This window comes from Deinococcus sp. KSM4-11 (assembly GCF_004801415.1).
Lineage (GTDB): Bacteria > Deinococcota > Deinococci > Deinococcales > Deinococcaceae > Deinococcus.
In genome coordinates this window covers 53,582-79,255 of record NZ_SSNX01000004.1, presented here as the reverse complement: position 1 = coordinate 79,255, position 25,674 = coordinate 53,582, and the positions used below count along the sequence as shown (strand labels likewise).

Genomic DNA, 25,674 nt, shown 5'->3' with positions numbered 1-25,674 from the left:
TCAGGCTCCCTGGTGGTCGGCGGCCCTGTACCGCACCGTGCAGATGGTGTTCATGCCGCCGCGCATGCCGTAATCGCAGCGGAGTTCCATGCTCAGCGGGTCGAGGAGCTTCACCAGATCGGCCAGTACGCGGCGCGTGGCGTGCTCGTGGAAGATACCCACGAAGCGGTAGCTGGTCAGGTAGTACTTGAGGCTCTTGAGTTCCACGCAGTGGTGCCGGGGCAGGTAGCGGATCTCCAGGCGCCCGAAGTCCGGCAGGCCGCTCCATGGGCAGATGGGGCTGAACTCGTCAGTGACGATCTCGATCTGCATGGGCTCGCCGGGATAGGCCACCGGATCGTCCGCGCGCACGTGGGGAAAGGTGCCGAGCACCTGCACGTCGATGTCGTCCAGGCCGCGCACGTCGTAGCGGCGGTCGAAGCCTGAGTTCTGCGGCACGGCCATGCGGGGTTCGGAGCTGGTCGGCGCAGGGGCGGCCTGGGCGGCCGAGGCCACCCCGTCTTTCACTTCAGTCATATGGGCTCTCCTGGCGCGCCGTCCGGTCTGGACGGGCGGGATGACAGCACAGGTCATCCGGTTGGGAAGAGTGCTCCGGCTGCGCTGGCGGCCGGAACCTGCGGCCATTATCGGGGCCGGTGGGAGCTGGCGCAAAGGGCCGTCTCACCTTACCGATCAGGCCGCCCCACTCAGCAGACCTGCGCCACCGGCATGCCTTTGAGCGCCCCGAGCTTCCGGATGCGATCCGCGACGTGCCCCACGCCGATGGCACAGTGGTGCGCTGGCCCCTGCTCGTTCCACGCCTCGACGAACGCCCGCGCGCCGATGGGAAAGCGGTAGCGGCTGTTGGTATTCCCGATCTCCAGGATCGGGCCGGGCACGCTCTCGCCCTGCGCGACCAGCAGCTTGAGGCCGCCGCCCTCCTCGACCACCGACAGCAGCGTCACGGGGCCGTGCTGGACGCTCATCTCGACGCTCAGGCCACGTCCGACCTTGCCGTGGTAGACCTCCAGCGGCCGGACTTTCGTGCGGCCCTGCGCGATGTTCGTGTGGCCGGGGCCGTCGTGGCCCATCAGCACCACGTCGTCATTGAAATCCAGGGCGTAATACTCGGTGAACGACCCGCCGGCGCCGAGGATGTCCATGATCTTCATGGCCTGCGCGTTCTTCACCTCGTACTCGCCCGCCACGGGAATGCCGCGTGCGGTCAGCAGCGAGCAGCCCAGGATCACGGAGGTCAGCACGTCCTCGTTCTCGCTGCCGGGCGAGCCCTCGGCGTAGTACGCCAGCGAGGTCAGGTCGTGCCGCTCCACAAAGGCGTCGAGGGCCACGCTGGTTCGCGCCGCGCGGGTCAACTCGGCGGGGTCGCAGTCCGGCTGCACGTCGAACTCACGCTGGAAGTCGTCCAGCCGCGCCGACACCTCGGCATCCGTCACCTCCCGCCGGATCGCGCTCAGCTCGTCGGGTTCCACGATCTCGATGTGCGTGCCGAAGGTGATGGCCTGCAGGGTCAGGTCGGAATAGATGTCCAGCATGCCGTTGTAGTAGCGGCCCATCACGCCCAGACGGCCATGCGCCATGCCGTGCGACACGCGGGCCGCGTCGATCCAGCCGTCCACCTCGCGCCACACGTGGTCGTCGCCCTCCAGCACGCCCGTCACCTGATGAAACGCGATCCCCGCGCGTTTCATCACGTTCGCAATCTCGGGCACCGGGCACGCCGCGCAGAACGCCAGCCAGTCGCCGGTCATGGCCGTGCGGTTCCCCAGCGCATTGAAGCGCGCGTAGTCGATGGCCGCCTCGGGTTGCAGGTTCAGGATGACCACAGGAACACCTGCCCGCTGCACCACCGGCAGCACCGTGCTGGACAGCGCATACGTGGTCACATACAGGAACACGATGTCCACGTCGGCCCGGCGCAGCGCGTGCCCCGCCTCCAGGGCCTTCGGCGGCGTGTCGATCAGGCCGAGATTCACGACCTCCACGCCCGGCCGCTCCAGCCGCGCGGCCACCTGCGCCACGTAGCCCTTCAATCTCTCCTCCAGGCCCTCGAACTGCGGCCAGTACGTGTCCAGGCCAATGCCGAACAGGCCGACTCTGAGTGGGTAGGTGTTGGTCATCTTGCTCCTCGATAAACACGGCGCGGCGGGCGATCCCTCAGTCGGCTTCGCTCAGAAGGGAGCCTCGCGTTTCACTCTTAAGGAGTGCCGGAGGAGTCGCCTTGCGCCCAGACGGCAGAGGGCCGTGAGCCTCGTTCTCGCTCACGGTCCACAGTTCAGAGCCTAGAAGTCGAACTTGTCGATGTTGGCCTTGTCGAAGGTGTAGGGCGGCCCGACGATGATCTCGCCGTTCTTGCCGATGGTGTACTCGCCGAGTTTCCCGGCCTTGAACTTCTCGCCTTCCTTGCCGGTGATCTGGCCGCTGACCAGGGCGGCGGCGGCATACGTGGCGAGGTAACCCACGTCGGCCGGGTTCCACAGCTGGAAGGCGGTGACGGTGCCGTCCTTGACGAAGGCGCGCATCTGGTTGGGCGTGCCCAGGCCAGTCAGCATGACCTTGCCTTTCTGCGGGCTGGTCGAGAGGTACCGCGCGCCGGCGCTGATGCCGACCGTGGTGGGCGAGATGACGCCCTTGAGGTTCGGGTACGCCTGGATCAGGCCCTGCATCTCGGTGAAGGACTTCTGGTCATCGTCGTTGCCGTACGCGATCTTGACGAGTTTCATGTCCTTGTACTTGGGCAGCTTGAGTTCTTCCTGCATCCACTTGATCCAGGTGTTCTGGTTGGTGGCGTTGGGCGTGGCCGACAGCACGGCGATGTCGCCCTTGTAGCCGATCAGCTTGCCGACCAGTTGCACCTGCGCGCGGCCGATGCCCTCGGAGTTCGCCTGGTTGATGAACAGCGTGCGGCCGGACACGGCGGTGTCCGAGTCCATGGTGACGATCTTCATGCCGCTCGCCTTGGCCCGCGCGAGGTACGGCAGCAGGGCGTTGGCGTCGTTCGCGGCGAGCACCAGGGCGTCCTGCTTCTGGGCGATCGCGGTGTTGATGTAGCTGACCTGGCTGCTGGCCCCGGCGTCGGACGGGCCGACGATCTTGACGTTCGCCTCGATTTCCTTGCCGGCCTCGGTGCCGCCGCTGGTCTCGATGACGTTGTAGGGGTTGTTGATGTTCTTGGGCAGCAGCGTGATCTTCAGGCCCTTTTTCAGCGCGGGCGTCTGCGCGTAGGCCAGGGTGGCGACGGAACCGAGGGCGAGCGCGGACAGGAGCAGGGAACGTGATTTCATACGACCTCCAGGTCAGGAGTGAGGGGCGAGGGCGGTGAAGCCGGGCCGAGGGCCTGCACGTCAGGGCGACACGGCTTCCCCCCTGGGGCGGCGACGCTGCCGGGCGGCCTGGACGCGGGCCACGAGGTTGGGGACGAGCACCGAGCCGATCAGCAGCAGGCCGGTGACGATGGTGAGGATCTCGTTGCTGACATCCACGATGGTCAGCGCGCCGTTGATCAGGCCGATCAGGAACACGGCGAGCACCGCGCCGATCACGCTGCCGCGCCCGCCGAAGATACTGACACCGCCGAGCAGCACGGCCGCGATCACGCCGAGTTCGAAGCCGGTGGCGTTGTCGCCGCGCGCACTGGCGAAGCGGAAGGTGTACACGACCCCCGCCAGGGCCGACATCAGGCCCGACATCACGAACAGGAGCAGTTTGGTGCGCTCGACCCGCAGGCCGGAGAAGCGCGCGGCGACCTCGTTCGCGCCGATGGCGTACAGGCTGCGGCCGAAGGGAGTGGCGTGCAGGATCACGGCGGTCAGGATGGCCAGCACCGTGCCGAGCGCGATGGGAATGGGGATCAGCGTGCCGGGCACCGTGCCGAAGCCGAAGTTCGTGTACGCCTGCGGGAAATCCGCGATAGCGCGGTCGCCCAGCAGCACGAAGGCGAGCCCCCGGTACAGCGCGAGCGTGCCGATGGTCACCGCCAGCGACGGCAGGCCCAGCCGCGTGACCAGCACGCCGTTGAGCAGCCCCGCCAGCCCGCCGACCACGAAGGCCGCCAGGATCGCCAGCGGCATGGGCACGCCCGCCGCGAACAGCACGCCCAGCACGGCCGAGCACAGGCCCAGGATCGACGCGACCGACAGGTCGATCTCGGCGACGATCACCAGCAGGGTCATGGTCAGGGCCATCAGCAGGGTCTCGCTGAAGTTGGCGGTCAGGAAGGAGAGGTTCTGGCCGGTCAGGAAGTCCCCTGAGAGCAGGCCGCCGCCGAGCAGGGCCACGACCACCAGGACGACCAGCGTGGTCTCCCAGCCGGGCAGGTTCCGCAGGCCACTCATCAGGGCTTTCATTTCGTCCTCCCGGTGTGATCGGGCGCGGCCTGGAGATGCTTCGCCGTGCGTTTCGCCACCAGCATGTCCACGCTGATCGCGCCGAGCAGCAGCGCGCCCTGGATGGCCTGCTGGTAGAAGCCGGGGGCACGCAGGGTGACCAGGGCGCTGCCCATCACGCCCAGCAGCAGCGCGCCGATGCCCGCGCCAAACAGCGTGCCCACGCCGCCGCCGATGCTGACGCCGCCCACGACGGCCGCCGCGATGACCTGAAGTTCCAGCCCCGTGCCAGCGGTGGCGTCCACCGTGCCGAAGCGCGCGAGGTACAGCACGCCGGCAAGCCCGGCGATGGCTCCGCTGAGCACGAAACCGGTCATGGTGCGCCGCGTAACGCTGATGCCCGCCAGCACGGCGGCCTCGGCATTCGAGCCCAGCGCGTAGTACTCGCGCCCGCCGCGCCATGACCCCAGGTAGAACCCGAAGCCGATCATGATCAGGACCACCAGCAGCACGAGGTTGGGAACGCCGAGGGTGCTGCCGGTGCCAAAGGTCAGAAAACCGGCGGGCAGTTTGGACGCGTAGATCTGGCCACCGTGCACCACCGCGTACGTGATGCCCCGGAACACGTACAGCGTGCCCAGCGTGGCGACCAGCGCCGGAACCCTGCCATAGGCGACGAGCAGGCCGTTCACAGAGCCCATCACCGCGCCGAGCAGCAGGCCGAACAGCAGCGCCACCGGAATCGGCATTCCGGGATGCGCGATGAACAGCGACCCGCTCAGGAAGGCGCTGAGGCCCACCACACTGCTGATGCTCAGGTCGACGTGCTTCATCAGCAGCACGATGGTTTCCCCGACGACCAGCAGCGCGATGATCGCCACGTTCAGGAACAGGTCGCGGACGCTGCCCGCCCCCAGGAACAGCGGGTTGATGGCCGCCGTGCCCAGCGTGACCAGCAGCAGCAGCCCGACCAGGCCGGCCTCGCGGGCGCGCAGCAGGCGCGTGAGCAGGCCGGGCGTGGTCGGCGCGACGGGCGCGGGATCGCTGCGCGTCATCACGCCGCGCCGCCCAGGCTGGAGGGCCGCTGCCCGGTGGCGAGGTACATCACGGCCTCCTCGCTGCCCTGCGCGCGGCTGAGTTCTCCGACCAGGGTGCCCTCCCGCATGACCAGAATCCGGTCGGCCATGCCGAGCACCTCCGGCAGATCGCTGGAGATCATCAGGACGGCCAGTCCCCCGGCCGCGAGTTCTGCCAGCGTGCGATGCACCTCGGCCTTCGCGCCCACGTCGATGCCGCGCGTGGGCTCATCCACGATCAGCACGCTGGGATTGGTGGCCAGCCACTTGGCCAGCACGACCTTCTGCTGGTTCCCGCCCGAGAGGCTGCTGGCCGGATCGCTCAGGCGGTGCGCCTTGAGCTGGAGTTTCGATGTCCATTGCTGCGCGTTCCTGGCCTCGGCCCCCCGGTTCATCAGCAGGCCGCCCGTGAGGCGGTTCAGGATGGCGAGGTTCGCGTTGCGCTCGATGCTCATGTCCATCACCAGGCCCTGGGCGCGGCGGTCCTCGGGCACCAGGCCCAGCCCGGCGTCCATCACGGCGCGCGGATTGCCGGCCGGCAGGACGTGGCCGCCCACCTTTACCTCTCCCCCCACGCGGGAATCGACGCCGAAGATCGCGCGGGCGACCTCGCTGCGGCCCGCACCGACCAGCCCGGCCAGGCCGACGATCTCGCCCCGGCGCACCTCGAAGCTGATGTCGTGGAACACGCCCGGCTGGCTCAGGCCGCGCACGCTCAGGGCCACGTCGCCCACGCGCGCCTCGCCACGCGGGTACAGGTCGCCCAGGTCACGGCCCACCATCTGCCGCACCACGACGTCCGTGTCGTAGTCCGTGATGGGGCCACTGCTGACCCAGGTGCCGTCGCGCATGACGGTCACGCGCTGGCACTCCGCGAAGACCTCCTCCAGGCGGTGCGTGATGAACAGCACCGCCGCGCCGCGTGCCCGCAGCGAGCGCACCACCCGAAACAGCCGCTCGGTTTCCTGCAAGGTCAGGGCCGCCGTCGGCTCATCCATGATCAGCACGCGCGCGTCCAGCGACAGGGCCTTGGCGATCTCGACGAGCTGCTGGTCCGCGATGCTCAGGCCGCGCACCGGCCGCGCCGGGTCGAGGGGAACGCCCAGCTCGGCCAGCAGGCCCGACACCCGTACCCGCATGGCCTTCACGTCGATCCGCCCCAGCGCCCCGCGCGGCTGGCGGCCCATCAGGACATTCTCGGCCACGCTCAGGTCGGGGAACAGCGTGGGTTCCTGGTAGATGATCGCGATTCCGGCATCCCGCGCGTCGGCCGGCGAGTGGAAGTGCTGTTCCTCGCCGCCCATGACCAGCGTGCCCGCGTCGCGGCGGTGCACGCCCGCCAGGATCTTCACGAAGGTGCTCTTCCCCGCCCCGTTCTCGCCCAGCAGCGCGTGCGCCTCGCCGGGATACAGGTCGATGCTCACGTCCCTCAGCGCCTGCACCGGCCCGAAGGACTTGCTGGCATTCGTGAGGGTCAGGAGGGGGGAGTTGGACTGTCCGCGCCCCTCCGCTGCAGTTCCAGCCACCACCGGGACAGCGCCGGTGGTGGCTTCCACCTGCCCAGAGGGACTGTCTTCGCTGCTCGCGGGGCGATTACTCAAGGTGAAACACCTCCTCCAGCTGCAGGAAGCCCTGATCCGGCGTGCCTTCCAGTTCCACGAAGAACGGGGCCATCTCCGACTGCCAGCGCGCGTTGACTTCGGTGCGCGCCATGCCGTCGCGGGCCGCCTGGAGGCTGGGCGTCTCGAGGTAGCCGATGAGCAGGCCGTCGGGGCGGAGGAACAGGGAGTAGTTGTGCCAGCCGGTCGCGCTCAGGGCCGCCAGCATGTCAGGCCACACGGCGCGGTGGCGTTCTTTGTACTCCTCCAGGCGCTCTGGGCGCACCTGAAGTTGAAAGCAGACTCGTTGCAGTGGAGCGGACATGATCCTCCGGGACGGCCGAGGTGGCCGTGGGGTGCGTGTTGTAGGTCAGGGAATGACTGCCCGCATTGAACACCATCCCACAGAACATTGCAAGACCTTGTCATATTTTGTTCGAATCGTGTTAGGATTTGGGCATGTCCAACGAAGTCATGGGCCTCCTGCCGGGGAGGCAGCAGGACATCCTGCGCCGCGCACTGACCCATAAGGTCGTGCGGATCAAGGAGCTGGCCGCCGAACTGGGCGTGCATGAAATGACGGTCCGGCGCGACATCGACGCGCTGTGCGAACAGGGCAAGCTGCTGCGGACCCACGGTGGCGCCCAGCTCCTCGACCGCACCAGCGAGGAACTCTCGCAGCAGTTGCGCGCCGGACAGAATGTCGAGGCCAAGGAGCGGATCGCCCGCGCCGCCCTAAATCTCATCCAGGACGGCGACACCGTCGCGCTGGACGCCAGTACCACCAGCCTCGCCCTGGCCCGGTTGCTGCCCACCCGCAAGGTGCAGGCCATCGCGTGTTCGCTCGACGCCGCGAACGTGCTGGCGGCCGGCGGCGTGCCCTTCCTGATGGTCGGCGGCAACTTCCACGCCCCGGCACGCTCGTTCGTGGGGGCCTTCTTTCTGGACACGCTGGCGCGGCTGCACCCGGATCTGGTGTTCTTCAGCGCCAAGGGCTACGCGCCCGGCGCGGGCTTCACCGATCCACACCTGCCGGAGGTGGGCAGCAAGCAGGCCCTGATCCGCTCCGGCAGCAGCGTGGTGGCGCTGGTGGATCACAGCAAGTTCGGCCGCCGCGCCCTGGCGACCATCGCCACGCACGCCGACGTGAACACCCTGATCACCGACGACGACCCCGGCGACGACGTCCGCACCGGCCTCGACACCGACGACATCCAGCTCATCGTGGCCCCGTAACCCGACCGCCTGCAAGGAGACGCATGACGCACCTGACCGATCCCCTGAACGCCGCCCTGAGCCGGCAACGCATCGAGACGCCCAGCTGGGGCTACGGCAACTCCGGCACGCGCTTCAAGACCTTCGCGGCCCCCGGCGCGGCCCGGGATGTGTACGAGAAGATCGACGACGCCGCCGAGGTGCACCGCCTGACCGGCATCGCCCCCAGCGTCGCCCTGCACATCCCCTGGGACGAGGTCGAGGAGTACGCAGAGCTGAAGCGCTCCGCAGAGTCCCGTGGCATAAGCATCGGCGCGATCAACCCCAACGTCTTTCAGGACGACGTGTACAAACTCGGCAGCGTCACCCACCCCGACGAGGCGGTGCGGGAACAGGCCACCCAGCACCTGCTGGACTGCGTGGAGGTCATGAACCAGACGGGCAGCCGCGACCTGAGCCTGTGGTTCGCGGACGGCACCAACTACGCCGGGCAGGACGACCTGCGCCGCCGCAAGCACGCCATGCGCGCCGCATTGAGGCGCGTCCATGACGCCCTGCCGGACGGCGCGAGGATGCTGGTGGAGTACAAGCTGTTCGAGCCCGCCTTCTACGCCACGGACCTGTTCGACTGGGGCGCGGCGTACGCGCACTGCGTCGCCATCGGCGAGAAGGCGCAGGTGCTGGTGGATCTGGGGCACCACGCGCAGGGCGTGAACATCGAGCAGATCGTGGCCTTCCTGCTCGACGAAGGCCGGCTGGGCGGTTTCCACTTCAACGCGCGGCGCTACGCGGACGACGACCTGATCGTGGGCACCAGCAACCCCTTCGAGTTGTTCAGCATCTACGCGGAACTCGTGGCAGCCGAACACGCAGACGATCAGATCACGCAGACCACCGCCGCGCAGGTCGCGTACATGATCGACCAGAGCCACAACATCGAACCCAAGGTCGAGGCCATGCTCCAGTCGGTGCTGAACTGCCAGGAGGCGTACGCCAAGGCCCTGCTGATCGACTGGGAGGCGCTGAAGGCCGCCCAGCAGGCCGGGGATGTCCTGGCCGCGCACCGCACGCTGACCGATGCCTTCAAGACCGACGTCCGCCCGCTGCTGGCCGAGTGGCGCGAGGCGCACAGCCTGCCGGCCGATCCCATCGCCGCACACCGCGCCAGCGGGTATCAGGCAACAGTCGCCCGCGAACGCGGCACCGCGCAGGGCGGCGGCGGGTACCCCGTCAAGGAGAAGACCCTCTCCCTCTGACCCGCCCCGCCCGCTTCTCCCACGTCCACTCCACAGGAGCCCCCACCATGACGACCACACAGCCCAAGACGACCATTGCCAACCGCTGGAACGATGCCGAGGCCCCGCAGGGCGACGGACTGGCGTCGCTCACCTACCGCTCGAACCTGCTGGGGGCCGACCGGACGCTCGTGAACATCTACGGCGGGAACACCAGCACCAAGAGCGTGGAGAAGGACCACTTGGGCCGGGACGTGACGGTGCTGTGGGTCAAGGGCTCCGGCAGTGACATCGCCAGCATCACCGAGAAGGGCTTCGCGGGCCTGAAGCTGGACGAGGTGCTGCCCCTCTTCGACCGGCCGAGCATGACCGACGAGGAGATGACCGCGTATCTCGACCGCACGGCCTTCGAGGTCGGCAGACCCCGGCAGAGCATCGAGACGCTGCTGCACGCCTTCGTGCCCGCCAAACACGTGGATCACACGCACCCGGACGCGATCATCGCAATCGCCTGCACGCCGCGTGGGCCGGAGATCATGCGCGAGATCTACGGCGAGCGGGCCGCGTGGGTGGACTACATCCGCCCCGGCTTCACCCTGAGCCAGCAGATCGGCGCAGCGGTGCGGAACAACCCGGGGCTGGAGGCCGTCGTGATGGGCAAGCACGGCCTGGTGACCTGGGGCGACACGTCCAAGGAGAGCTACGACAAGACGCTCCGGATCATCGGGGAAGCGCAGGCCTACCTGGACGCGCACGCCGAGGCGCAGCCCTTTGGCGGGGCGAAGGTGCAGGGTGTGATGGAGAACGCCGACGCGCTGCTGGCCGCCGTGCTGCCCGTGCTGCGCGGCGCGATGAAGGCCAGCACACCGAACAGCCGTCCGGTGATCCTGAGTGTGGACACGAGCGCGCCCGTGATGGAGTTCGTGAACTCGCGCGCGGCCGCCGACCTGTCGCAGGTGGGCGCGGCGTGCCCGGATCACCTCGTGCATACCAAGCGGGTGCCGCTGTACCTCGACTGGACGCCCGAGCAGGGCCAGGACGCGCTGATCGCGGCGGCGAGGGCGGGCGTGGAACGCTTCAAGACCGAATACGCCGCGTACTTCGACGAGAACAGGACGGACGGTGACGTGATGTTCACGCCCGCGCCGCGTGTGGTGCTCATTCCGGGCCTGGGCATGGTGAACAGTGGCCCGGACGCCATGGGCGCGGAAGTCTCCCGGCAGCTGTACACGCGCGCCATTCAGGTCATGAAGTCCGCCAGCAGCCTCGGCGGCTTCGTGAGCCTCAGCGCCCCGGAAAGTTACGCCATCGAGTACTGGCCGCTGGAACTGTACAAGCTGAGCCTGAAGCCCGCGCCGAAGGCCCTGGAAGGGCACGTGGCGCTGGTCACGGGCGCGGCCAGCGGGATCGGCCGGGCCATCGCGCAGCGGCTGTCGGCCGACGGCGCGCACATCGTGATCGCCGACCTGAACGCGGACGGCGGGCAGACCGTGGCAGATGAACTGACGAAGGCGCGCGGCTTCCGCCGGGCCACCAGCACCGGCATGAACGTCACCGAGGAGGCGCAGGTGCAGGCCGCGTACCGGCACGCCATCCTGAGCTACGGCGGCGTGGACATCGCCGTGAACAACGCCGGGATCGCGTCCAGCGCGCCCATCGAGGAGACCAGCCTGGAGATGTGGAACCGCAACCAGAGCATCCTCTCGACCGGCTATTTCCTGGTGGCGCGCGAGGCGTTCATCCTGATGAAGTCGCAGGGCACCGGCGGGAATCTGGTGTTCATCGGCAGCAAGAACAGCGTGGCGGCCGGGAAGAACGCGGCGGCCTACAGCACCGCGAAGGCGGCGGAACTGCACCTCGCGCGCTGCCTGGCGGAGGAGGGCGGTGCGGCCGGTATCCGCGTGAATTCCGTGCTGCCCGACGGCATCCTGGCCGGGAGCAGCATCTGGGACGGCAAGTGGCGGGCCGAGCGGGCGGCCACGTACGGCATCGCGCCGGACAAGCTCGAGGAGTTCTACCGCGCCCGCACGACCCTGAAGGTGAACGTGCTCCCAGAGGACATCGCGGAGGCCACCTACTGGCTGGCGTCCCCGGCCGCCGCGAAGACCACCGGCGGCGTGATCACCGTGGACGGCGGCGTACCCACCGCGTATGTCCGCTGAACCCACCCGGCATGTCGCCATCGACCTCGGGGCGTCCAGCGGGCGGGTGGCACTGGGGACGGTCGCCGGCGGTCGCCTGACGGTCGAGGTGCTGCACCGCTTCCCGAACGGCGGCGTGCCCGTGGCGGGCGGCCTGTACTGGGACATCCTGGGCCTGTGGCGCGAGGTGCTCCAGGGCCTCAAACTCGCCGGTCAGTGCGGCGAGGTCGCCAGCATCGGCGTGAACTCCTGGGCGGTCGATTATGGCCTGCTGGACGGGCACAGCGAGCTACTGGGGGGCGTGCACCACTACCGCAGCCCGCGCCTGAACGGCGTGATGGAACGCGTCCGCGCGCGGCTGGGCGACAACGTGATCTATGGCGCGACCGGTATCCAGTTCCTGCCGTTCAACACGCTGTACCAGCTGGCCGCCGAACGCCCGGAACGGCTGGCGCAGGCGGACGTGCTGCTGCTGGTGCCGGATCTGCTGCACTTCTGGCTGTGCGGCGCGCGCGTGACCGAGCGCACGAACGCGAGCACCACGCAGTTCTACGATCCACAAACGCAGGATTGGGCGTGGTCGCTGGTGAACGCCGCCGGGATTCCCCGGTCGCTGCTGCCGCGCATCGTGGAGCCTGGCACCGATCTGGGAGGACTGCGGCCCGAGGTGGCCGCCGAGACCGGCCTGAGCGGCACGCGCGTGATCGCCCCGGCCACGCACGACACCGCGTCGGCCGTAGCCGCCGTGCCCGCCACGGGCGAGGGCGGCTGGGCGTACGTGTCCAGCGGCACGTGGAGCCTGGTCGGCGTGGAGTCGCCGCAGCCCGTACTGACAGACGCGGCGCGTGACCTGAACCTCACGAACGAGGCCGGGATCGGCGGCACCACCCGCCTGCTGAAGAACGTGATGGGCCTGTGGATCGTGCAGGAATGCCGCCGCGCGTGGAACGCAGACTTCGCGGCCCTGTACGCGGACGCCGCCGGCCTGCCCGCCGGTGGCCCCCGGATCGACCCGGACGACGCACGTTTTCTGGCGCCGGGCACGGACATGCCACAGCGCGTGCAGTCGTACTGCCGCGAGACCGGACAGCCGGTGCCGCAGTCGCCGCCGGAGATCATCCGCTGCGTGCTGGACAGCCTCGCGTACCGGATCGCCGAGGTGCTGGACGGCCTGGAGGCGGTGACCGGCACGGCCATCCACACCCTGCACGTGGTCGGCGGCGGCTCGCAGGGCGACCTGCTGAACCAGCTCACCGCCGACGCCACGGGCCGCCCCGTGATCGCGGGGCCGGTCGAGGCGACCCTGATCGGGAATCTGCTGGTTCAGGCGCGCGCAGGTGACGCCCTGAACGGCACGTCCATCCGGGAGGTCGTCCGGGCGTCGGGGGAACTCCAGACCTTCACGCCCGCCCCATCCCGGCCCGCCGCGCGGCAGACTGGGCCGGAGGTGACCCGTTGAAAATCGATCTGTTCATCACCTGCCTGAACGACGCGCTGTTCCCGCAGACCGGGCAGGCGACCGTCGCCCTGCTCGAGCGGCTGGGCCATGAGGTGCGCTTCAATGCCGCGCAGACCTGCTGCGGGCAGATGCACCTGAACACCGGCTACCGCACTGACGCCCTGAGCCTCGTGCGCAAGTTCGTGGACGACTTCCGGGACGCCGAGGTGATCGTGCTGCCCAGCGGGTCGTGCGCCGCCATGCTGCGCGAACTCGCCCCGGACGCCGCCCACTGGGAGGGCGACGAGGCCCTGCGCGACGAGGTGCGGGCCCTTTCCGGGCGCATCTTCGAACTGAGCGAATTCCTGGTGAAGAAACTCGGGGTGACCGACGTGGGCGCGGCCTATCCGCACCGCGTCACGTACCATCCCACCTGCCACGCCATGCGCTCGCTGCACGTGGGCGACGCACCCCTGCAACTGCTGAGGAACGTGCGGGGCCTGACCCTGCTGGAACTGCCGCACGCCGACGAGTGCTGCGGCTTCGGCGGCACCTTCAGCGTGAAGAACCCGGACGTGAGCACCGCCATGCTGGCCGACAAGGCCCGCCACATCCTGGAGACGGGCGCGGAAGCCTGCACCGCCGGCGACAATTCCTGCCTGATGCACATCGGCGGCGGGCTGCACCGGCTGCGGAGCGGGGCGAGAACCGTGCATCTGGCCGAGATCCTGGCGAGCACCGAGGCGAAGGTGTGGGCGTGAGCGGCCTCCACCCGTCCAGGCCCTTTCCTGAGGCGGCCCGCGAGGCCGTGGGCAACCCGCAGCTCCGCGCCAACCTGCGGAAGGTGACCAACACTATTCGCGAGAAGCGCCTGCGGGCGGTGGAGGAACTGCCGCACTGGGAGGAGCTGCGGCAACTGGGGGCGGCCACGAAGGACGCCTCGCTGGCCAACCTGAGCGACCGGCTGCTGGAGCTGGAGGCGAGCGTGGTGGCGCGCGGCGGGCGGGTGCACTGGGCGCGCGACGCGGCCGAGGCGCGGGAACTGGTCGCGCAGATCGCGCAGGCCCATCAGGTCACGGAACTCATCAAGGTCAAGAGCATCACGTCCGACGAGATCGAACTGAACGCCGCTCTGGACGCGCACGGCATTCACGCCATCGAAACCGACTTGGCCGAGCTGATCGTGCAGCTCTCGCACGACACGCCCAGCCACATCCTGGTGCCGGCCATCCACCGCAACCGTGCGGAGATCCAGGCGCTGTTCAACCGCGAGCTGGGCGACCCGCAGCACCTCTCGGACGAGCCGGCGGTGCTGGCGGGCGCGGCGCGGCGCTACCTGCGGCAGAAGTTCCTGACGACGAAGATGGCGGTGTCCGGCGCGAACTTCGCCGTCGCGGAGACGGGCACCGTGTGCGTGGTGGAATCCGAGGGGAACGGCCGCATGTGCGTGACGTTGCCGGAGGTGCTGGTCAGCATCATGGGCATCGAGAAGGTGTTGCAGACGTGGGAGGACATCTCCGTGTTCATGGAGGTCTTGCCCCGCTCCAGCACGGCGGAACGCATGAATCCGTACACCTCGTTCTGGAGTGGCGTGACGCCCGGCGACGGCCCGCAGGAATTCCACCTGATCCTGCTGGACAACGGGCGCACGGACGTGCTGGCGGACGAGGTCGGGCGGCAGACGCTGCGCTGCATCCGCTGCTCGGCGTGCCTGAACGTGTGCCCGGTGTACGAGCGGGCGGGCGGCCACGCCTACGGCAGCGTGTATCCCGGCCCGATCGGCGCGATCCTCACGCCGCAACTGCTGAACATGACGGATAAGAACGCGAACACGCTGCCGGGCGCGTCCAGCCTGTGCGGCGCGTGCTACGACGCCTGCCCGGTGCGGATCAACATTCCGCAGGTCTTGATCTACCTGCGCGGCGAGGCGAACGATCAGAAGGGCGTGACGTTGGAATCCCTGGCCATGCAGGGCATGCGCTATGCCATGAGCGAGGGCTGGCGCTTCGAGGGCGCCGTGAAGCTCGCGCGGCTGGGGCAGGGGCCGCTGGTGCGGAACGGGCAGATCACGGCGTTGCCGGGCCTGCTGGGCGGCTGGACGCAGAGCCGCGACCTCAGCGCCTTCCCCCCGCAGAGTTTCCGGGAGTGGTGGAGAACGAGGAACGCCGAACCGGGGGCCGGGAGCGAGGGGGGACAGCCGTGAGCACCGCCGAGGCGAGGCTGGAGGTGCTGACCCGCATTAACCGGGCGAAGGAGGGAGCGCAGACGCCGGAGCGGCCGCCGTATCCGCGCGCCGCTGCGCAGACCCGCGAGGAGGTGCTTCACACCTTTCAGGATCGGATCGAGGATTACCGGGCCGGGTTCGTCCGGGTCGCGCCGCCAGGGCTGCTGGAGGCCGTCCGGACAGCCCTGGGGGGCGCCCGCCGGGTGGTGGTGCCGGGCGGGCTGGACGCGGTCTGGCTGCCGGACGGGCTGGACGTGCGGCGGGACGAGCCATTCCTGACGCACGCGGAACTGGACGGCGCGGACGCCGTGGTCACGGGCTGCGCGGTGGCGGTCGCCACGACGGGCACGATCATCCTCGACCACGGCCCCGGCCAGGGCCGCCGCGTGCTCACCCTGGTGCCGGATCTGCACGTGTGCATCATCCGTGCCGATCAGATCGTGCCGGACGTGCTGGATGGCGTTCAGGCCGTTGCAGCGGCCGTGCGGGCAGGACGGCCCCTCACGTGGATCAGCGGGGGGAGTGCCACCAGCGACATCGAACTCGTGCGCGTGGAGGGCGTGCACGGGCCACGTCGGTTGCAGGTGATCGTGGTGGACGGCCCCGCCTGGCGCGGTCGGGGCTGAACCGTTCCCACGCAGTGTCCCGTTCAGCTCTGGTCTGACGGTCGGCCCGTCCGGGTGGCGCTCAGAGCGCGGTAGAGCTGCGCTGCCTGGACGCGGGCGAGTTCCCCGTCGTCAGGATCGATGGCCAGAGCTCGGTAGAGACTCCGCACTGCACTGGTCACAGTGGCGGAAGGCACCTGGAGGTGCGCGGCCACGCTGTCGTCCGGGTGGCCCGCAGCGTGCAGCGCCCAGATGGTTTGGAAGCGGCCGGTGACGCGGTGGAGCAGGGGAAGCCGATCCGTCAGCCAGGTGCAGGGCACGGCGGGGCCAGCGTGGGAGGGGGACAACGGGTGCATGGTGGAACCTCCATGGCGGGGGACTGACCCCTGGAGTGTGCCCGAGGGGGCGTGAGCAGTCCGTTAGCAGGGCGGCCACGACCCTCTGGCGGCCAGTGCATGACTCCACCAGGCGCCGCTGCCCGGCCAAGACTTTAACTCTATATAGTTTAGGCTTATACTATCTGCATGAGCGATGCACCCACCCCCATCCGACCCCCGGCCGTTCGCCTGTGGGTCGATCTCGACCGCGTGTACACCGTGCTGAACCGTCGCGTGACCGCCCGCATGGCCGACTTCGACCTCACCACCCCGCAGTTCCGGGTGCTGCGGCAGCTCTCCGGCCAGCCGCGCAGCCCCGGCGAGATCGCCGACCGGATCGGCGTCACGCCCGGCAACCTGACCGGCATCATCGACCGGCTCGAACAGGACGGCCTGCTCACCCGCGAACGCGGCGAAGACCGCCGCTCCCTGACGCTGCACCTGACCCCGGCCGGCGAGGAACGCCTGCACCGCGTGGTGCCGCAGATGCACACGCACCTGCAAGCCCTGTTCAGCGACCTGACCCCCGACGAGATCACCCAGACCCTCGGTGTGCTGAACAAACTCGAACGGCACCTCAGCGTCAAGGACGTGGTGAACGCATGAGCACCCTGCACGAGAAATTCAGCTACAAGTGGCTGGCCCTGAGCGTGACCAGCCTGGGCGCGCTGATGGCGTCCATGAACTCCGGCACGCTGATCATCGCGCTGCCCACGCTGCTGCGCGACCTGCACACCACCCTGCTGAGCCTGATCTGGATTCTGCTGGCGTACAACGTCACGCAGACCGTGTTCGTGCTGAACGTCGGCCGGCTGTCGGACATGCTGGGCCGCAAACGGCTGTACGTGCTGGGCTTCGGCGTGTTCACACTGGCCTCGCTGCTCGCGGGCTTCACCAGCCATGTGCCGCTCCTGATCGCGCTGCGCGCCCTCCAGGGCGTTGGCGGGGCGTTCATGCTCGCCAACTCCAGCGCCATCGTCACCGACGCCTTCCCGAAGAAGGAACTGGGGTTTGCCATCGGCACGAACCAGATGATGGTCGCGGTCGGCGCGATCCTGGGGCCGATCATCGGCGGAGCGCTGACCGCACTCGGCTGGCAGTGGGTCTTCTGGTTCAACGTGCCGCTGGGGATCATCGGCACGCTGTGGGCGGCCTTCACCCTGCGTGACCTGGCCAGCAAACGGGATCTCGGAGACCGGTTCGACTGGTGGGGCAACGTAACCTACGCCGCCGGCTTCGCGCTGCTGATGATCGGGCTGTCGCAGGGCGGCATCGAATCGTGGAACGGCGTGATCGGCTACCTGGTGGTGGGTGTGGCCGCACTGGCGCTGTTCACGGCCATCGAGGGCCGCGTTAAGGCCCCCATGCTTGACCTGCGGCTGTTCCGCGACCGGGCTTTCACGCTGAACAACGCCACCGTGTTCCTGAATGCCGTGTCGCGCATGGCCCTGACCTTCCTGTTCGTCTTCTACTTCCAGGGCGGCAAGGGCATCGACGCCGTGGTCGCCGGGATCATGCTCGCGCCGGTCGCCGTGGGCCTGCTGATCGCGTCGCCCATCGCGGGCCGCCTGTCCGACCGCATGGATCCCCGGACGCTGATCCAGTGGGGGCTGGTGCTCGGCACACTCGCGCTGGCCGGGATCGCCATGAGCCTCAGCCTGAGCACGCCGTACTGGCTGATCGCCGCCCTGATGTTTGTGGCGGGCGTCGGCAACGGCCTGTTCAACTCCCCGAACTCCAGCCTGATCATGGGCAGCGTCGCGCCGGATCGGCGGGGCGTGGCCGCCGGCATCCGCAGCCTGCTCATGAGCGTGGGCGGCGTGATCGCCATCATCTTCACGCTGAGTATCGTGGTGAGTGCCGTGCCGCGTGATGTGATGCTGCAGGTGTTCAGCGGCCTGAGCAGCAACCTGCCCGCCGCCACCCTCACTCCGTTTATCGACGGCCTGAAGACTGCGTTCTGGATGCTGACGGGCCTGAGTGCCGTGAGCGCCGCGCTCGCCTCCGCGATCCCCGCGCCGCGCCCGGTGAGCACCGTGCCGCAGGCCGCCGACTGAGCGGATACGACTCACCACCAACGGGGAAGGGCAGGCGTTTCAGCGACGCCTGCCCTTCCCCGTTGTCTGGCTCGGAACGGTCAGCCGGGCACGGGTTCTGTGTCCAGCCGGGCCAGCCAGCGTCGGTGGTAGCCCAACGGGTTCCCGGCGTCGACGGGTTTACCGCGCGTGGCCGCACTCAAGGCAGTCACGTCGGCCTTGGGATCGCGGGCCAGGCTGGTCAGGCCGTTGATCTCCTGGTACGTGTCGGTCAGCTGCGTGTAGCAGAAGCCCGCGAGCAGGGTGCAGTCGTGGATGGCGGCCATCAGCGCCTCGTAGCGGGCCTGGAAGCCCGCCTCGTCGGTCGCCTCGCTGTAGCCCCAGCCCTGGGTGCCGTCCACGTTGAAGGCAATGCCGCCGAACTCACTGAGGATCACGGGTTTGCCGGCCGGGTCGTACCCGGGCAGGGTCAGGCGGCGGCCGGCCGAACGGTAGTCCTCGAGCGTGGTGCCCAGCACGTCCCGCCGACCGTAGCGGCTCAGGATCACCTGGGGATCGGCGGCGTAATCGTGGATGGTCAGCAGGTCACCGACCACGTGCTCCCAGCCGTCGTTGCCGATGGCGGGGCGCGTGGTGTCCAGGCTACGGGTCAGGGAATACAGGCCCTGCACGAGCTGCTGCTGCTCGGGCTTCAGGGGCAGGTCCGGCACGCCCCAGCTCTCGTTGAACGGAACCCACGCCACGATGCACGGGTGTGAGTAATCGCGTTCGATGGCCTCCAGCCAGGTGTTCGTGAGCTGAGACACGCTCCTAGGCGTGAAGGCGTACGCGCTGGGCAGTTCCTCCCACACCAGCAGACCCACGCGGTCACACCATTCCAGCCATGTGGGGCTCTCGATCTTCTGGTGCTTGCGCACGCCGTTGAAACCGAGTTTGCGCGCAATTTCCACGTCGGCGCGCAGTTCCTCGCTGGTGGCCGTCATGCCGCCCTCGGGCCAGTAGCCCTGGTCGAGCGCCAGCCGGAGGTAATACGGGCGGCCGTTCAGCAGGAAATGCCCACCGTCCTGACCGACACTGCGCAGCGCCGTATAGCTTTCCACCGTGTCCTGCACGGTGCCCGACGCGTCCGTGATGGTCAGCGTCGCGTCGATCAGCTGGGGGTGCTCGGGGGTCCACAGCAGCAGGTCGCGCGCGTCGTCGATACCGGGATCGGGCAGGCTGACCGTGCGTGTGAGGGTCGTGCCGGTCAGGGTATACGCCTCATCCGCAAGGATGTCGCCGTTCATCGACAGCTTGAGGGCGAGGCGGCCGCCGACCGCTTCCGGCGAGACCGTTGCGGTCAGCGTAAGGGAGAGGCTCGCCACGTCCGGTGTCCAGCGCACACCCAGCAGCCGGACGGCGGGCACGCGCTCCAGCCACACGGACTGCCAGATGCCGCTGGTGCGCGGGTACCAGATGCCGTGCCCGGTGCCCTCCGGCAGCCAGTCCTGCTTGCCACGCGGCTGGCCCATGTCGGCGTGGTCGTCGGCCGCCCGCACCTCCACGCGCAGTTCCGGCCCGTCCAGCGCGTCGGTGATGTCGAGCGCAAAGGGCGTGTACCCGCCCTGGTGGCCGCCGACCCAGTGGCCGTTCACCCACACCTGGGCGTCCCAGTCCACCGCGCCGAAATGCAGCAGCAACCGCTCGCCCTCCGCGGGCGTCTCGTCGGCGTTCAGGGTCAGGTCGTGGCGGTACCACGTGACCGGATGCGGCGTGGGGTCGTTCAGGCCGCTGCGGGGCGATTCGGGCGCATACGGCACGGTGATCTGCTGGTCGAAAGTCACGCGGGCCGGGGTGCGGGCGTCGGTGAAGGCGCAGGCCCAGGGGCCGCTCAGGTCACGCCACGCGGCGCGTTTCAGCTGGGGTCGGGGGTAGGTCATCGGAGCTCCTTGCAGGGAATCAGCGGGCCGTTTCGCGCAGCCAGACCCGCATGGGCGTCGGCTCGCGGTTGTCCCACACGGCGTAGGGAATGGCCTTCAGGTGGGCCGGGCGGGTCTCCGGAGGCGAGGAGGTGTACAGGTCGTACCCGCCGATGGCGTCTGCCACTGCCTCGCCCTCGATCACGGTCACGCCGCCCAGCAGGTCCGGGTCGAAGCGGGCGCTCAGGGCCGAGTCGCGCGCGAGACTCAGGGCGTGCAGGTCGGCGTCCTGATCGACACCCTCCACGCAGTACACCAACGGGCCGTACTCCAGCGCGACCAGACCGGCGTCCTGCCGCACGGCGGGGTGGGCATACGTGCGCCGGGGCAGCAGCGGCAGCGTGAGGTCGATGCGGTCGCCGCTGCGCCACCCGCGCGTGAGGACGGCGTAGCCCTGGTCCGGAGTCACGGTCTGCGGCTCCCCGTTCACGCTCAGGGTCGCGCCCTGCGCCCACGCGGGAATCCGCAGGCGCACCGTGAAAGTTGCGGGCGCGTCGAGTTCCACGCTGAGGTGGATGTCGCCGCGCCACGGGTACGCGCTCTCCTGCGTCAGGGTGAGGTGCTGGCCGCCCACGTCGGCGCGCAGAGTGCTGCCCGCGTACAGGTTCACCGTGACTTCCTGTGTGCTCACGGCGTACACGTATTCGCCGAGCGACGCGAGCAGCCGCGCGAGGTTCGGCGGGCAGCACGGGCAGGGGTGCCACGCCCAGCGGCGGTGCGTGCCGTCGGACTCCAGCGGGTTCTCGTACAGGAAGCGGTCGCCCGAGAGGGACACGCCGCTCAGGACGTTGTTGTACAGCGCCCGCTCCATCACGTCCGCGTACTTCGCGTCGCCGGTCAGGGCGGCCATGCGCCGCGCCCAGAAGGCCAGACCCACGGCGGCGCAGGTCTCAGCGTACGCGGTGTCGTTCGGGAGGTCGTACGGGCGCGTCATGCCCTCGTTGCTGGCCGAGGGCCCCAGGCCGCCCGTGAGGTACAGGCTGTGCCGGGTCAGGTCGTCCCACAGCCGCTCGCACGCGGCGCGGAGGTCAGCGTCTCCGTCGGCGGCGGCCAGGTCCGCCATCGCGGCGTACTGGTACATGGCGCGCACGGCGTGCCCCACCACCTGCGACTGCTCGCGCACGGGCTGGTGCGCCTGCATGTACTCGTAAGTGCCCGCCCAGAAGTCCTGGGGGTTGTCGCCGCGCGCCAGGGCCTCCGTCTCGAAATACGGGGGCTGCTGGCCACGCTGATCGAGGAAGTACCGCGCGAAGTCCAGGTGCTCCCGCCGTCCGGTCGCGTGGTACAGGCGCAGCAGCGCGAGTTCGATCTCCTGGTGGCCGGGGTAGCCGGGCCGCTGCCCCGGATTCGGGCCGTACACGCCCGCCAGGTAGCGCGAGTAGCGTTCCATGATGTCCAGCAGCGAGGTCTTCCCCGTCGCCTGGAAGTGCGTGACGGCCGCCTCGATCAGGTGTCCGGCGTTGTACAGCTCGTGCCAGTCGCGCTCGTTGGTCAGTTTCTTGTCGGGTTCGATGGCGGTGAAGTAGGTGTTCAGGTAGCCGTCCGGCTGCTGGGCGCCCGCGATCCGGGCGATGGCGTCGTCGATCTGTGCGTCGAGCGCGGCGTCCGGGTGAGTGACGAGGGACGCGCTGGCGGCCTCGATCCACTTGGCGACGTCGCTGTCCCACCACATCTGCGGCGTGACCTGGTGGTTCTTGGGAATGGTGATGCCCCGCTTGGCGTACTCGGGAAGGTCGAAGGCGTCGAGGGCACCGACCTCCACCAGCTTGTCGTGCAGGGCCGGCAGGGTGCAGGCGCGGTTCGCTTCCAGGCGCGGCGACCAGAAGGCGTCGTGCAGGCTGACCTGCGTGAGGGCGGGCGGCAGGGACAGATCAACGGTTGTCATGGTTCGAGCACCACCTTGATGGCATGATCCTGATAGTCGGCGAGCATTTCGAAGGCCGGCCGCACCTGGGAGAGCGGCAGCGTGTGGGTCACGATGGCCGTCACGTCAATGCGCCCGGAGCGGACGAATTCGATGGCGCGCGGGTAGATGTCGCCCATGCGCCGCGAGAGTTTGATGGTCAGGCCCTTGCGGCGCACCTGCGAGCCGGTCAGCGTGAACTCGTCCCCGTCGGGAATGCCGACCAGGATGACCTTCCCACCGATCCGCACCGCCTCGGTGGCATGGCGTGGTCCGAGGGGACTGGTGGTGGCCTCCACGACCACATCCGCTCCGCGCGTGGGCGTGTGCTGCACCGCCGCGAGGTAGCTGGGGACGTCCGGGTAGACGGCGGTCGCGCCGAGTTCCAGGGCCTTCTCACGGCGGTACGCCAGCGGATCGATCACGCTCAGCGTGAGTGCCCCGCTGATCCGCGCGAGCATCAGCACGTACAGGCCGATGGTGCCCGCCCCCAGGATGGCGAGGTTCGTGCCGGGGCGCAGCTTCGCCAGGTCCAGCGCGTGCATGGCCACGCCCAGCGGCTCCAGCAGCGCCGCCTGGGCGGCCGTGAAGCCCTCCGGCACCGGATAGACGGTGCTGGCGGGCACGGCGATGTACTGCGCCATGGCGCCCGCGTAGGGGGGCGCCCCCACGAAGATCATGTTCGGGCACAGGTGGTGGTTGCCTTCATGGCACCAGAAGCAGTGCCCGCACGGCTGCGCCGGATCGACGGCGACCAGCGTGCCGTCCGGCAGGCCGTGGGCCTCGCCGCTGCCCTCCACGACCGTGCCCGCGAACTCGTGGCCGGGCGTGAAGGCCCCACTCACGACGGCCGAACCGATCTTGCCCTCATGCCAGTAGTGCAGGTCGGAGCCGCAGATAGAATTCGCGCCCACACGGATCAGCACGTCGTCCGGGCCGGGCACCGGCCGGGGGATTTCTCCGATCTCGATGTGGTGGTCACCCTGCATGATCGCGGCAGTCTGCGTCGCCATTCAGTTTCCTCCGTTCGGCAGCGCGCCCAGGTCGGGCCAGCCGTCCGCGTCCCAGCCGAGGTGGGCGGTCTGGAAGTGACTCACGCCATTCTGGTTGCCGTCGTAGTAGTGGTACACGAGGCGCTGCTCCGCGCCGTCCGTGTACACCTCCTGACCGCCGGGGCCGATGTAGCGCCCTTTGGTCGCCTGCACCTGCGTACCGCCGCCCTGCATCATCGGCACCCCCTCGCGGTCGGTGTACGGTCCGGTGATAGCTGTGGAGCGGCCCACCATGATCCGGTAGGTGCTCTCCACGCCCGCGCAGCAGCGGTCGAAGGACACGAACAGGTAGAAGTGGTTCCCGTGCCGCACCAGCGTGGCGGCTTCCACGGCTCCCCCGCCGCGAGACGCGAGATCGTACTGTTTCGTGCCCCTGAGCTTGCCACTGACCGGATCGAGTTCACGCAGCTTGATGCCAGTCCAGTACGAGCCGAACACCATCCAGGCCTTCCCGTCGGGCGTGTCGAGGCGGTACGGGTCGATGGCGTTGAAAGAGTCGCCCTTCTTCGTGGTCAGCACCGGGCCGCGATCCACCCAGCCGCGATCCGGGTGCGCCGGGTCGAGTTTCGCGTTCGTGGACAGGCCGATCACGCTGGTGTTCTCGCCGAACACGGACGCCGCGTAGTACAGGTAGGTCACGCCGCCGTGCGTGGAGAGCGTCGGAGCCCACAGGTTCGGAGGCTGCGTGCCGATCTGGTCGTAGATCCAGTCCGGAATGCGGACGCCCAGCGTGCCCGCGTCCGCCCAGGTGAGGCCGTCCGGCGAGGTGCGCAGGCGCAGGGTGCCGCCGTCCACGTTCTCGATGCCGGTGCCCATCGCCACGTACCCGCCGCCGACCTTCAGCAGGGTGGGATCGTGGAGCTGGGTGTCACCCTTCAGGACGGGCTGCACGGGCGGGCCTCCCCCGCCGGCCAGGGCGGCGGACGCGAGCAGGAGCACGGCCAGGAGCTTGCCCTTCATTACGCCCTCAGGCCCTGGGCCAGGACGTAGTACAGGTCGTTCAGGCGCAGGGACTGGCGGAACTCGCGCAGTTCGGTGTTCGCGTCGATGATCGCCAGTTCCACGCCGGCCATCGCGGCAAAGTCCTCGATCATCTCGGTCGTGACGGCCGTCGAGTACCCGGTATGGTGGGCGCCGCCCGCGTAGATCCACGCCGCGCATGCGGTCTTGAAGTCCGGACGGCACTCCCACACGGCCCGCGCGACCGGCAGCTTCGGCAGGGCCGGGTGCTCCACCGAGTCCACCTCGTTCACGATGAACCGGAAGCGGCTGCCCAGGTCGATCAGGGACACGTTGATCGCCGCGCCCTGCTGGGCATCGAACACGAGGCGCACCGGATCGTCCTTCCCGCCGATGCCGAGCGGATGGACTTCCACGCGCGGTTTCCCGTCGGCGATGGTCGGGCAGATCTCCAGCATGTGCGAGCCCAGCACCTGGTGCTTGCCGGGTTCCAGGTGGTAGGTGTAATCCTCCATGAAGCTCGTGCCGCCCTCCAGGCCGTGTGCCATGACCTTCATGGCGCGCACCAGGGCCGGCGTCTTCCAGTCGCCCTCACCGCCAAAGCCGTAGCCCTCGGCCATCAGGCGCTGCGTGGCGAGACCCGGCAGCTGCTTCAGACCGTGCAGGTCCTCGAAGGAATCCGTGAAGCCCCGGTACCCGCCCTCGTCCAGAAAGGCACGCATGCCCGCCTCGATCCGCGCGCCGTCCAGCAGCGACTGGTGCCGTTCACCGCCCGGCCGGAGTTCCTCAGCCACGTCGTATTCCTTGAGATACGTGTCGATGAGCGCCTGCACATCGGCGTCCGTGGCGGCGTTCACGCGCTCCACCAGATCCCCGATGCCGTGGGTGTTCACGCTGAAGCCGAACTTCATCTCGGCGCTGACCTTGTCGCCGTCGGTCACCGCCACGTTGCGCATGTTGTCGCCGAAGCGCACGAACTTCGCGCCCTGCCAGTCGGCCCACGCCCACGCGGCGCGCGTCCACGCGCCCAGCCGGGCGTGCACGTCCTCGTCACTCCAGTGCCCGACCACGACCTTGCGTTCCAGGCGCAGGCGGGTGTGCAGGAACCCGGCCTCGCGGTCACCGTGCGCGGACTGGTTGAGGTTCATGTAGTCCATGTCGATGGAGTCCCAGGGCAGTTCCCGGTCGAACTGCGTGTGCAGGTGCGCGAAGGGCTTCGTCAGGCTGCTCAGGCCACCGATCCACATCTTCGCGGGGCTGAAGGTATGCATCCACAGGATCAGGCCCGCGCATGTGGGGTCGGCATCGGCCTGCCGGCACAGCGCCCGGATCTCCTCAGCGGTGGTCATCACGCCCTTCGGGACGATCTTCAGCGGGATGGCGGCGCTGCCGTCGAGCGCAGCAGCAATCTGCGTCGCATGGTCGGCGACCTGATCCAGGGTCTCGGGGCCGTAGAGGTGCTGGGAGCCGCATACGAACCACAGTTCCGGGGTGTCGAGGTGAATCAGGGCAGGTGGACTCTGGGTGGGCACGG

Annotated in this window: 22 protein-coding genes; 9 read left to right on the top strand and 13 right to left on the bottom strand. The window is 69.0% G+C overall.

The window, feature by feature from the left end; all coding sequences use genetic code 11:
* The 7 genes from queF to E7T09_RS12595 form a co-directional block, all read right to left on the bottom strand.
* On the bottom strand, positions 1-444 hold the full coding sequence (gene queF / locus E7T09_RS12625) for a preQ(1) synthase (RefSeq protein ID WP_136389807.1): 444 nt from the start codon (positions 442-444) through the stop codon (positions 1-3).
* A gap of 242 nt (positions 445-686) precedes the next feature.
* Positions 687-2,117, bottom strand: coding sequence for an arabinose isomerase (locus E7T09_RS12620; protein ID WP_136389566.1), 1,431 nt, complete (start codon positions 2,115-2,117; stop codon positions 687-689).
* Positions 2,118-2,279: 162 nt separating this feature from the next.
* Positions 2,280-3,281, bottom strand: a complete 1,002-nt coding sequence (gene rhaS, locus E7T09_RS12615; protein WP_136389565.1) for a rhamnose ABC transporter substrate-binding protein — start codon at positions 3,279-3,281, stop codon at positions 2,280-2,282.
* Positions 3,282-3,341: 60 nt separating this feature from the next.
* The gene (locus E7T09_RS12610; protein WP_136389564.1) at positions 3,342-4,343 is read right to left on the bottom strand and encodes an ABC transporter permease; all 1,002 of its coding nucleotides are present in this window, start codon (positions 4,341-4,343) and stop codon (positions 3,342-3,344) included.
* Positions 4,340-5,377: an ABC transporter permease gene (locus tag E7T09_RS12605; protein ID WP_136389563.1), complete on the bottom strand. Its 1,038-nt coding sequence runs from the start codon at positions 5,375-5,377 to the stop codon at positions 4,340-4,342. The genes E7T09_RS12610 and E7T09_RS12605 overlap by 4 nt, the downstream gene beginning before the upstream one ends.
* Positions 5,377-6,999 carry a sugar ABC transporter ATP-binding protein gene (locus E7T09_RS12600; protein WP_240741767.1) on the bottom strand — a complete coding sequence of 541 codons (1,623 nt, stop codon included), beginning with the start codon at positions 6,997-6,999 and terminating at the stop codon, positions 5,377-5,379. The genes E7T09_RS12605 and E7T09_RS12600 overlap by 1 nt, the downstream gene beginning before the upstream one ends.
* Entirely contained in the window at positions 6,992-7,321 is a 330-nt protein-coding gene (locus E7T09_RS12595) for an L-rhamnose mutarotase (RefSeq protein ID WP_240741766.1), read from the bottom strand. Before E7T09_RS12595 ends, E7T09_RS12600 begins: the two co-directional genes overlap by 8 nt.
* Positions 7,322-7,455: 134 nt before the next feature.
* Between E7T09_RS12595 and E7T09_RS12590 the strand changes: the two genes are divergently transcribed.
* The 7 genes from E7T09_RS12590 to E7T09_RS12560 are packed head-to-tail and all read left to right on the top strand — an operon-like array spanning position 7,456 to position 15,875.
* A complete protein-coding gene (locus tag E7T09_RS12590; protein ID WP_136389562.1) occupies positions 7,456-8,232 on the top strand; it encodes a DeoR/GlpR family DNA-binding transcription regulator in 777 nt (258 codons plus the stop codon).
* A gap of 23 nt (positions 8,233-8,255) precedes the next feature.
* Entirely contained in the window at positions 8,256-9,467 is a 1,212-nt protein-coding gene (rhaI, locus tag E7T09_RS12585) for an L-rhamnose isomerase (protein WP_136389561.1), read from the top strand.
* A 47-nt stretch (positions 9,468-9,514) separates the two neighbouring features.
* On the top strand, positions 9,515-11,608 hold the full coding sequence (locus E7T09_RS12580; RefSeq protein WP_136389560.1) for a bifunctional aldolase/short-chain dehydrogenase: 2,094 nt from the start codon (positions 9,515-9,517) through the stop codon (positions 11,606-11,608).
* Positions 11,598-13,046 carry a rhamnulokinase family protein gene (locus tag E7T09_RS12575; RefSeq protein WP_136389559.1) on the top strand — a complete coding sequence of 483 codons (1,449 nt, stop codon included), beginning with the start codon at positions 11,598-11,600 and terminating at the stop codon, positions 13,044-13,046. The genes E7T09_RS12580 and E7T09_RS12575 overlap by 11 nt, the downstream gene beginning before the upstream one ends.
* Positions 13,043-13,786 carry a (Fe-S)-binding protein gene (locus E7T09_RS12570; RefSeq protein ID WP_136389558.1) on the top strand — a complete coding sequence of 248 codons (744 nt, stop codon included), beginning with the start codon at positions 13,043-13,045 and terminating at the stop codon, positions 13,784-13,786. The genes E7T09_RS12575 and E7T09_RS12570 overlap by 4 nt, the downstream gene beginning before the upstream one ends.
* Positions 13,783-15,228 (top strand): lactate utilization protein B, encoded by a 1,446-nt coding sequence (locus tag E7T09_RS12565; protein ID WP_240741765.1) that lies wholly within the window; start codon positions 13,783-13,785, stop codon positions 15,226-15,228. The genes E7T09_RS12570 and E7T09_RS12565 overlap by 4 nt, the downstream gene beginning before the upstream one ends.
* The gene (locus tag E7T09_RS12560) at positions 15,225-15,875 is read left to right on the top strand and encodes a lactate utilization protein C (RefSeq protein WP_136389556.1); all 651 of its coding nucleotides are present in this window, start codon (positions 15,225-15,227) and stop codon (positions 15,873-15,875) included. Before E7T09_RS12565 ends, E7T09_RS12560 begins: the two co-directional genes overlap by 4 nt.
* A gap of 23 nt (positions 15,876-15,898) precedes the next feature.
* Here E7T09_RS12560 and E7T09_RS12555 read toward each other — a convergent pair whose 3' ends face one another.
* Positions 15,899-16,210 (bottom strand): hypothetical protein, encoded by a 312-nt coding sequence (locus tag E7T09_RS12555; RefSeq protein WP_136389555.1) that lies wholly within the window; start codon positions 16,208-16,210, stop codon positions 15,899-15,901.
* Positions 16,211-16,378: 168 nt separating this feature from the next.
* Between E7T09_RS12555 and E7T09_RS12550 the strand changes: the two genes are divergently transcribed.
* On the top strand, positions 16,379-16,837 hold the full coding sequence (locus E7T09_RS12550; RefSeq protein WP_136389554.1) for a MarR family winged helix-turn-helix transcriptional regulator: 459 nt from the start codon (positions 16,379-16,381) through the stop codon (positions 16,835-16,837).
* Positions 16,834-18,288: an MFS transporter gene (locus E7T09_RS12545; protein WP_136389553.1), complete on the top strand. Its 1,455-nt coding sequence runs from the start codon at positions 16,834-16,836 to the stop codon at positions 18,286-18,288. Before E7T09_RS12550 ends, E7T09_RS12545 begins: the two co-directional genes overlap by 4 nt.
* Positions 18,289-18,368: 80 nt before the next feature.
* On the opposite strand, the gene E7T09_RS12540 is transcribed toward E7T09_RS12545, so the two are convergent.
* The 5 genes from E7T09_RS12540 to araA are packed head-to-tail and all read right to left on the bottom strand — an operon-like array spanning position 18,369 to position 25,672.
* Positions 18,369-20,186, bottom strand: coding sequence for a glycoside hydrolase family 2 protein (locus E7T09_RS12540; protein WP_136389552.1), 1,818 nt, complete (start codon positions 20,184-20,186; stop codon positions 18,369-18,371).
* Positions 20,187-20,205: 19 nt separating this feature from the next.
* A complete protein-coding gene (locus tag E7T09_RS12535; RefSeq protein ID WP_136389551.1) occupies positions 20,206-22,110 on the bottom strand; it encodes a glycoside hydrolase family 127 protein in 1,905 nt (634 codons plus the stop codon).
* On the bottom strand, positions 22,107-23,141 hold the full coding sequence (locus tag E7T09_RS12530) for a zinc-binding dehydrogenase (protein WP_136389550.1): 1,035 nt from the start codon (positions 23,139-23,141) through the stop codon (positions 22,107-22,109). The genes E7T09_RS12535 and E7T09_RS12530 overlap by 4 nt, the downstream gene beginning before the upstream one ends.
* A complete protein-coding gene (locus tag E7T09_RS12525) occupies positions 23,142-24,140 on the bottom strand; it encodes an arabinan endo-1,5-alpha-L-arabinosidase (RefSeq protein WP_136389549.1) in 999 nt (332 codons plus the stop codon).
* On the bottom strand, positions 24,140-25,672 hold the full coding sequence (gene araA / locus E7T09_RS12520) for an L-arabinose isomerase (protein ID WP_240741764.1): 1,533 nt from the start codon (positions 25,670-25,672) through the stop codon (positions 24,140-24,142). The genes E7T09_RS12525 and araA overlap by 1 nt, the downstream gene beginning before the upstream one ends.
* Positions 25,673-25,674 lie beyond the last annotated feature (2 nt).

What these genes read in the sequence shown, in the direction of transcription:
- E7T09_RS12595 (WP_240741766.1), bottom strand. Translation starts at nt 7,321, where the DNA reads ATGTCCGCTCCACTGCAACGAGTCTGCTTTCAACTTCAGGTGCGCCCA.
- E7T09_RS12580 (WP_136389560.1), top strand. Translation starts at nt 9,515, where the DNA reads ATGACGACCACACAGCCCAAGACGACCATTGCCAACCGCTGGAACGAT.
- E7T09_RS12530 (WP_136389550.1), bottom strand. Translation starts at nt 23,141, where the DNA reads ATGGCGACGCAGACTGCCGCGATCATGCAGGGTGACCACCACATCGAG.
- E7T09_RS12550 (WP_136389554.1), top strand. Translation starts at nt 16,379, where the DNA reads ATGAGCGATGCACCCACCCCCATCCGACCCCCGGCCGTTCGCCTGTGG.
- E7T09_RS12590 (WP_136389562.1), top strand. Translation starts at nt 7,456, where the DNA reads ATGTCCAACGAAGTCATGGGCCTCCTGCCGGGGAGGCAGCAGGACATC.
- E7T09_RS12535 (WP_136389551.1), bottom strand. Translation starts at nt 22,110, where the DNA reads ATGACAACCGTTGATCTGTCCCTGCCGCCCGCCCTCACGCAGGTCAGC.
- E7T09_RS12555 (WP_136389555.1), bottom strand. Translation starts at nt 16,210, where the DNA reads ATGCACCCGTTGTCCCCCTCCCACGCTGGCCCCGCCGTGCCCTGCACC.
- E7T09_RS12545 (WP_136389553.1), top strand. Translation starts at nt 16,834, where the DNA reads ATGAGCACCCTGCACGAGAAATTCAGCTACAAGTGGCTGGCCCTGAGC.
- E7T09_RS12525 (WP_136389549.1), bottom strand. Translation starts at nt 24,140, where the DNA reads ATGAAGGGCAAGCTCCTGGCCGTGCTCCTGCTCGCGTCCGCCGCCCTG.
- E7T09_RS12605 (WP_136389563.1), bottom strand. Translation starts at nt 5,377, where the DNA reads ATGACGCGCAGCGATCCCGCGCCCGTCGCGCCGACCACGCCCGGCCTG.
- E7T09_RS12610 (WP_136389564.1), bottom strand. Translation starts at nt 4,343, where the DNA reads ATGAAAGCCCTGATGAGTGGCCTGCGGAACCTGCCCGGCTGGGAGACC.
- E7T09_RS12540 (WP_136389552.1), bottom strand. Translation starts at nt 20,186, where the DNA reads ATGACCTACCCCCGACCCCAGCTGAAACGCGCCGCGTGGCGTGACCTG.
- E7T09_RS12620 (WP_136389566.1), bottom strand. Translation starts at nt 2,117, where the DNA reads ATGACCAACACCTACCCACTCAGAGTCGGCCTGTTCGGCATTGGCCTG.
- rhaS (WP_136389565.1), bottom strand. Translation starts at nt 3,281, where the DNA reads ATGAAATCACGTTCCCTGCTCCTGTCCGCGCTCGCCCTCGGTTCCGTC.
- queF (WP_136389807.1), bottom strand. Translation starts at nt 444, where the DNA reads ATGGCCGTGCCGCAGAACTCAGGCTTCGACCGCCGCTACGACGTGCGC.
- E7T09_RS12575 (WP_136389559.1), top strand. Translation starts at nt 11,598, where the DNA reads ATGTCCGCTGAACCCACCCGGCATGTCGCCATCGACCTCGGGGCGTCC.
- rhaI (WP_136389561.1), top strand. Translation starts at nt 8,256, where the DNA reads ATGACGCACCTGACCGATCCCCTGAACGCCGCCCTGAGCCGGCAACGC.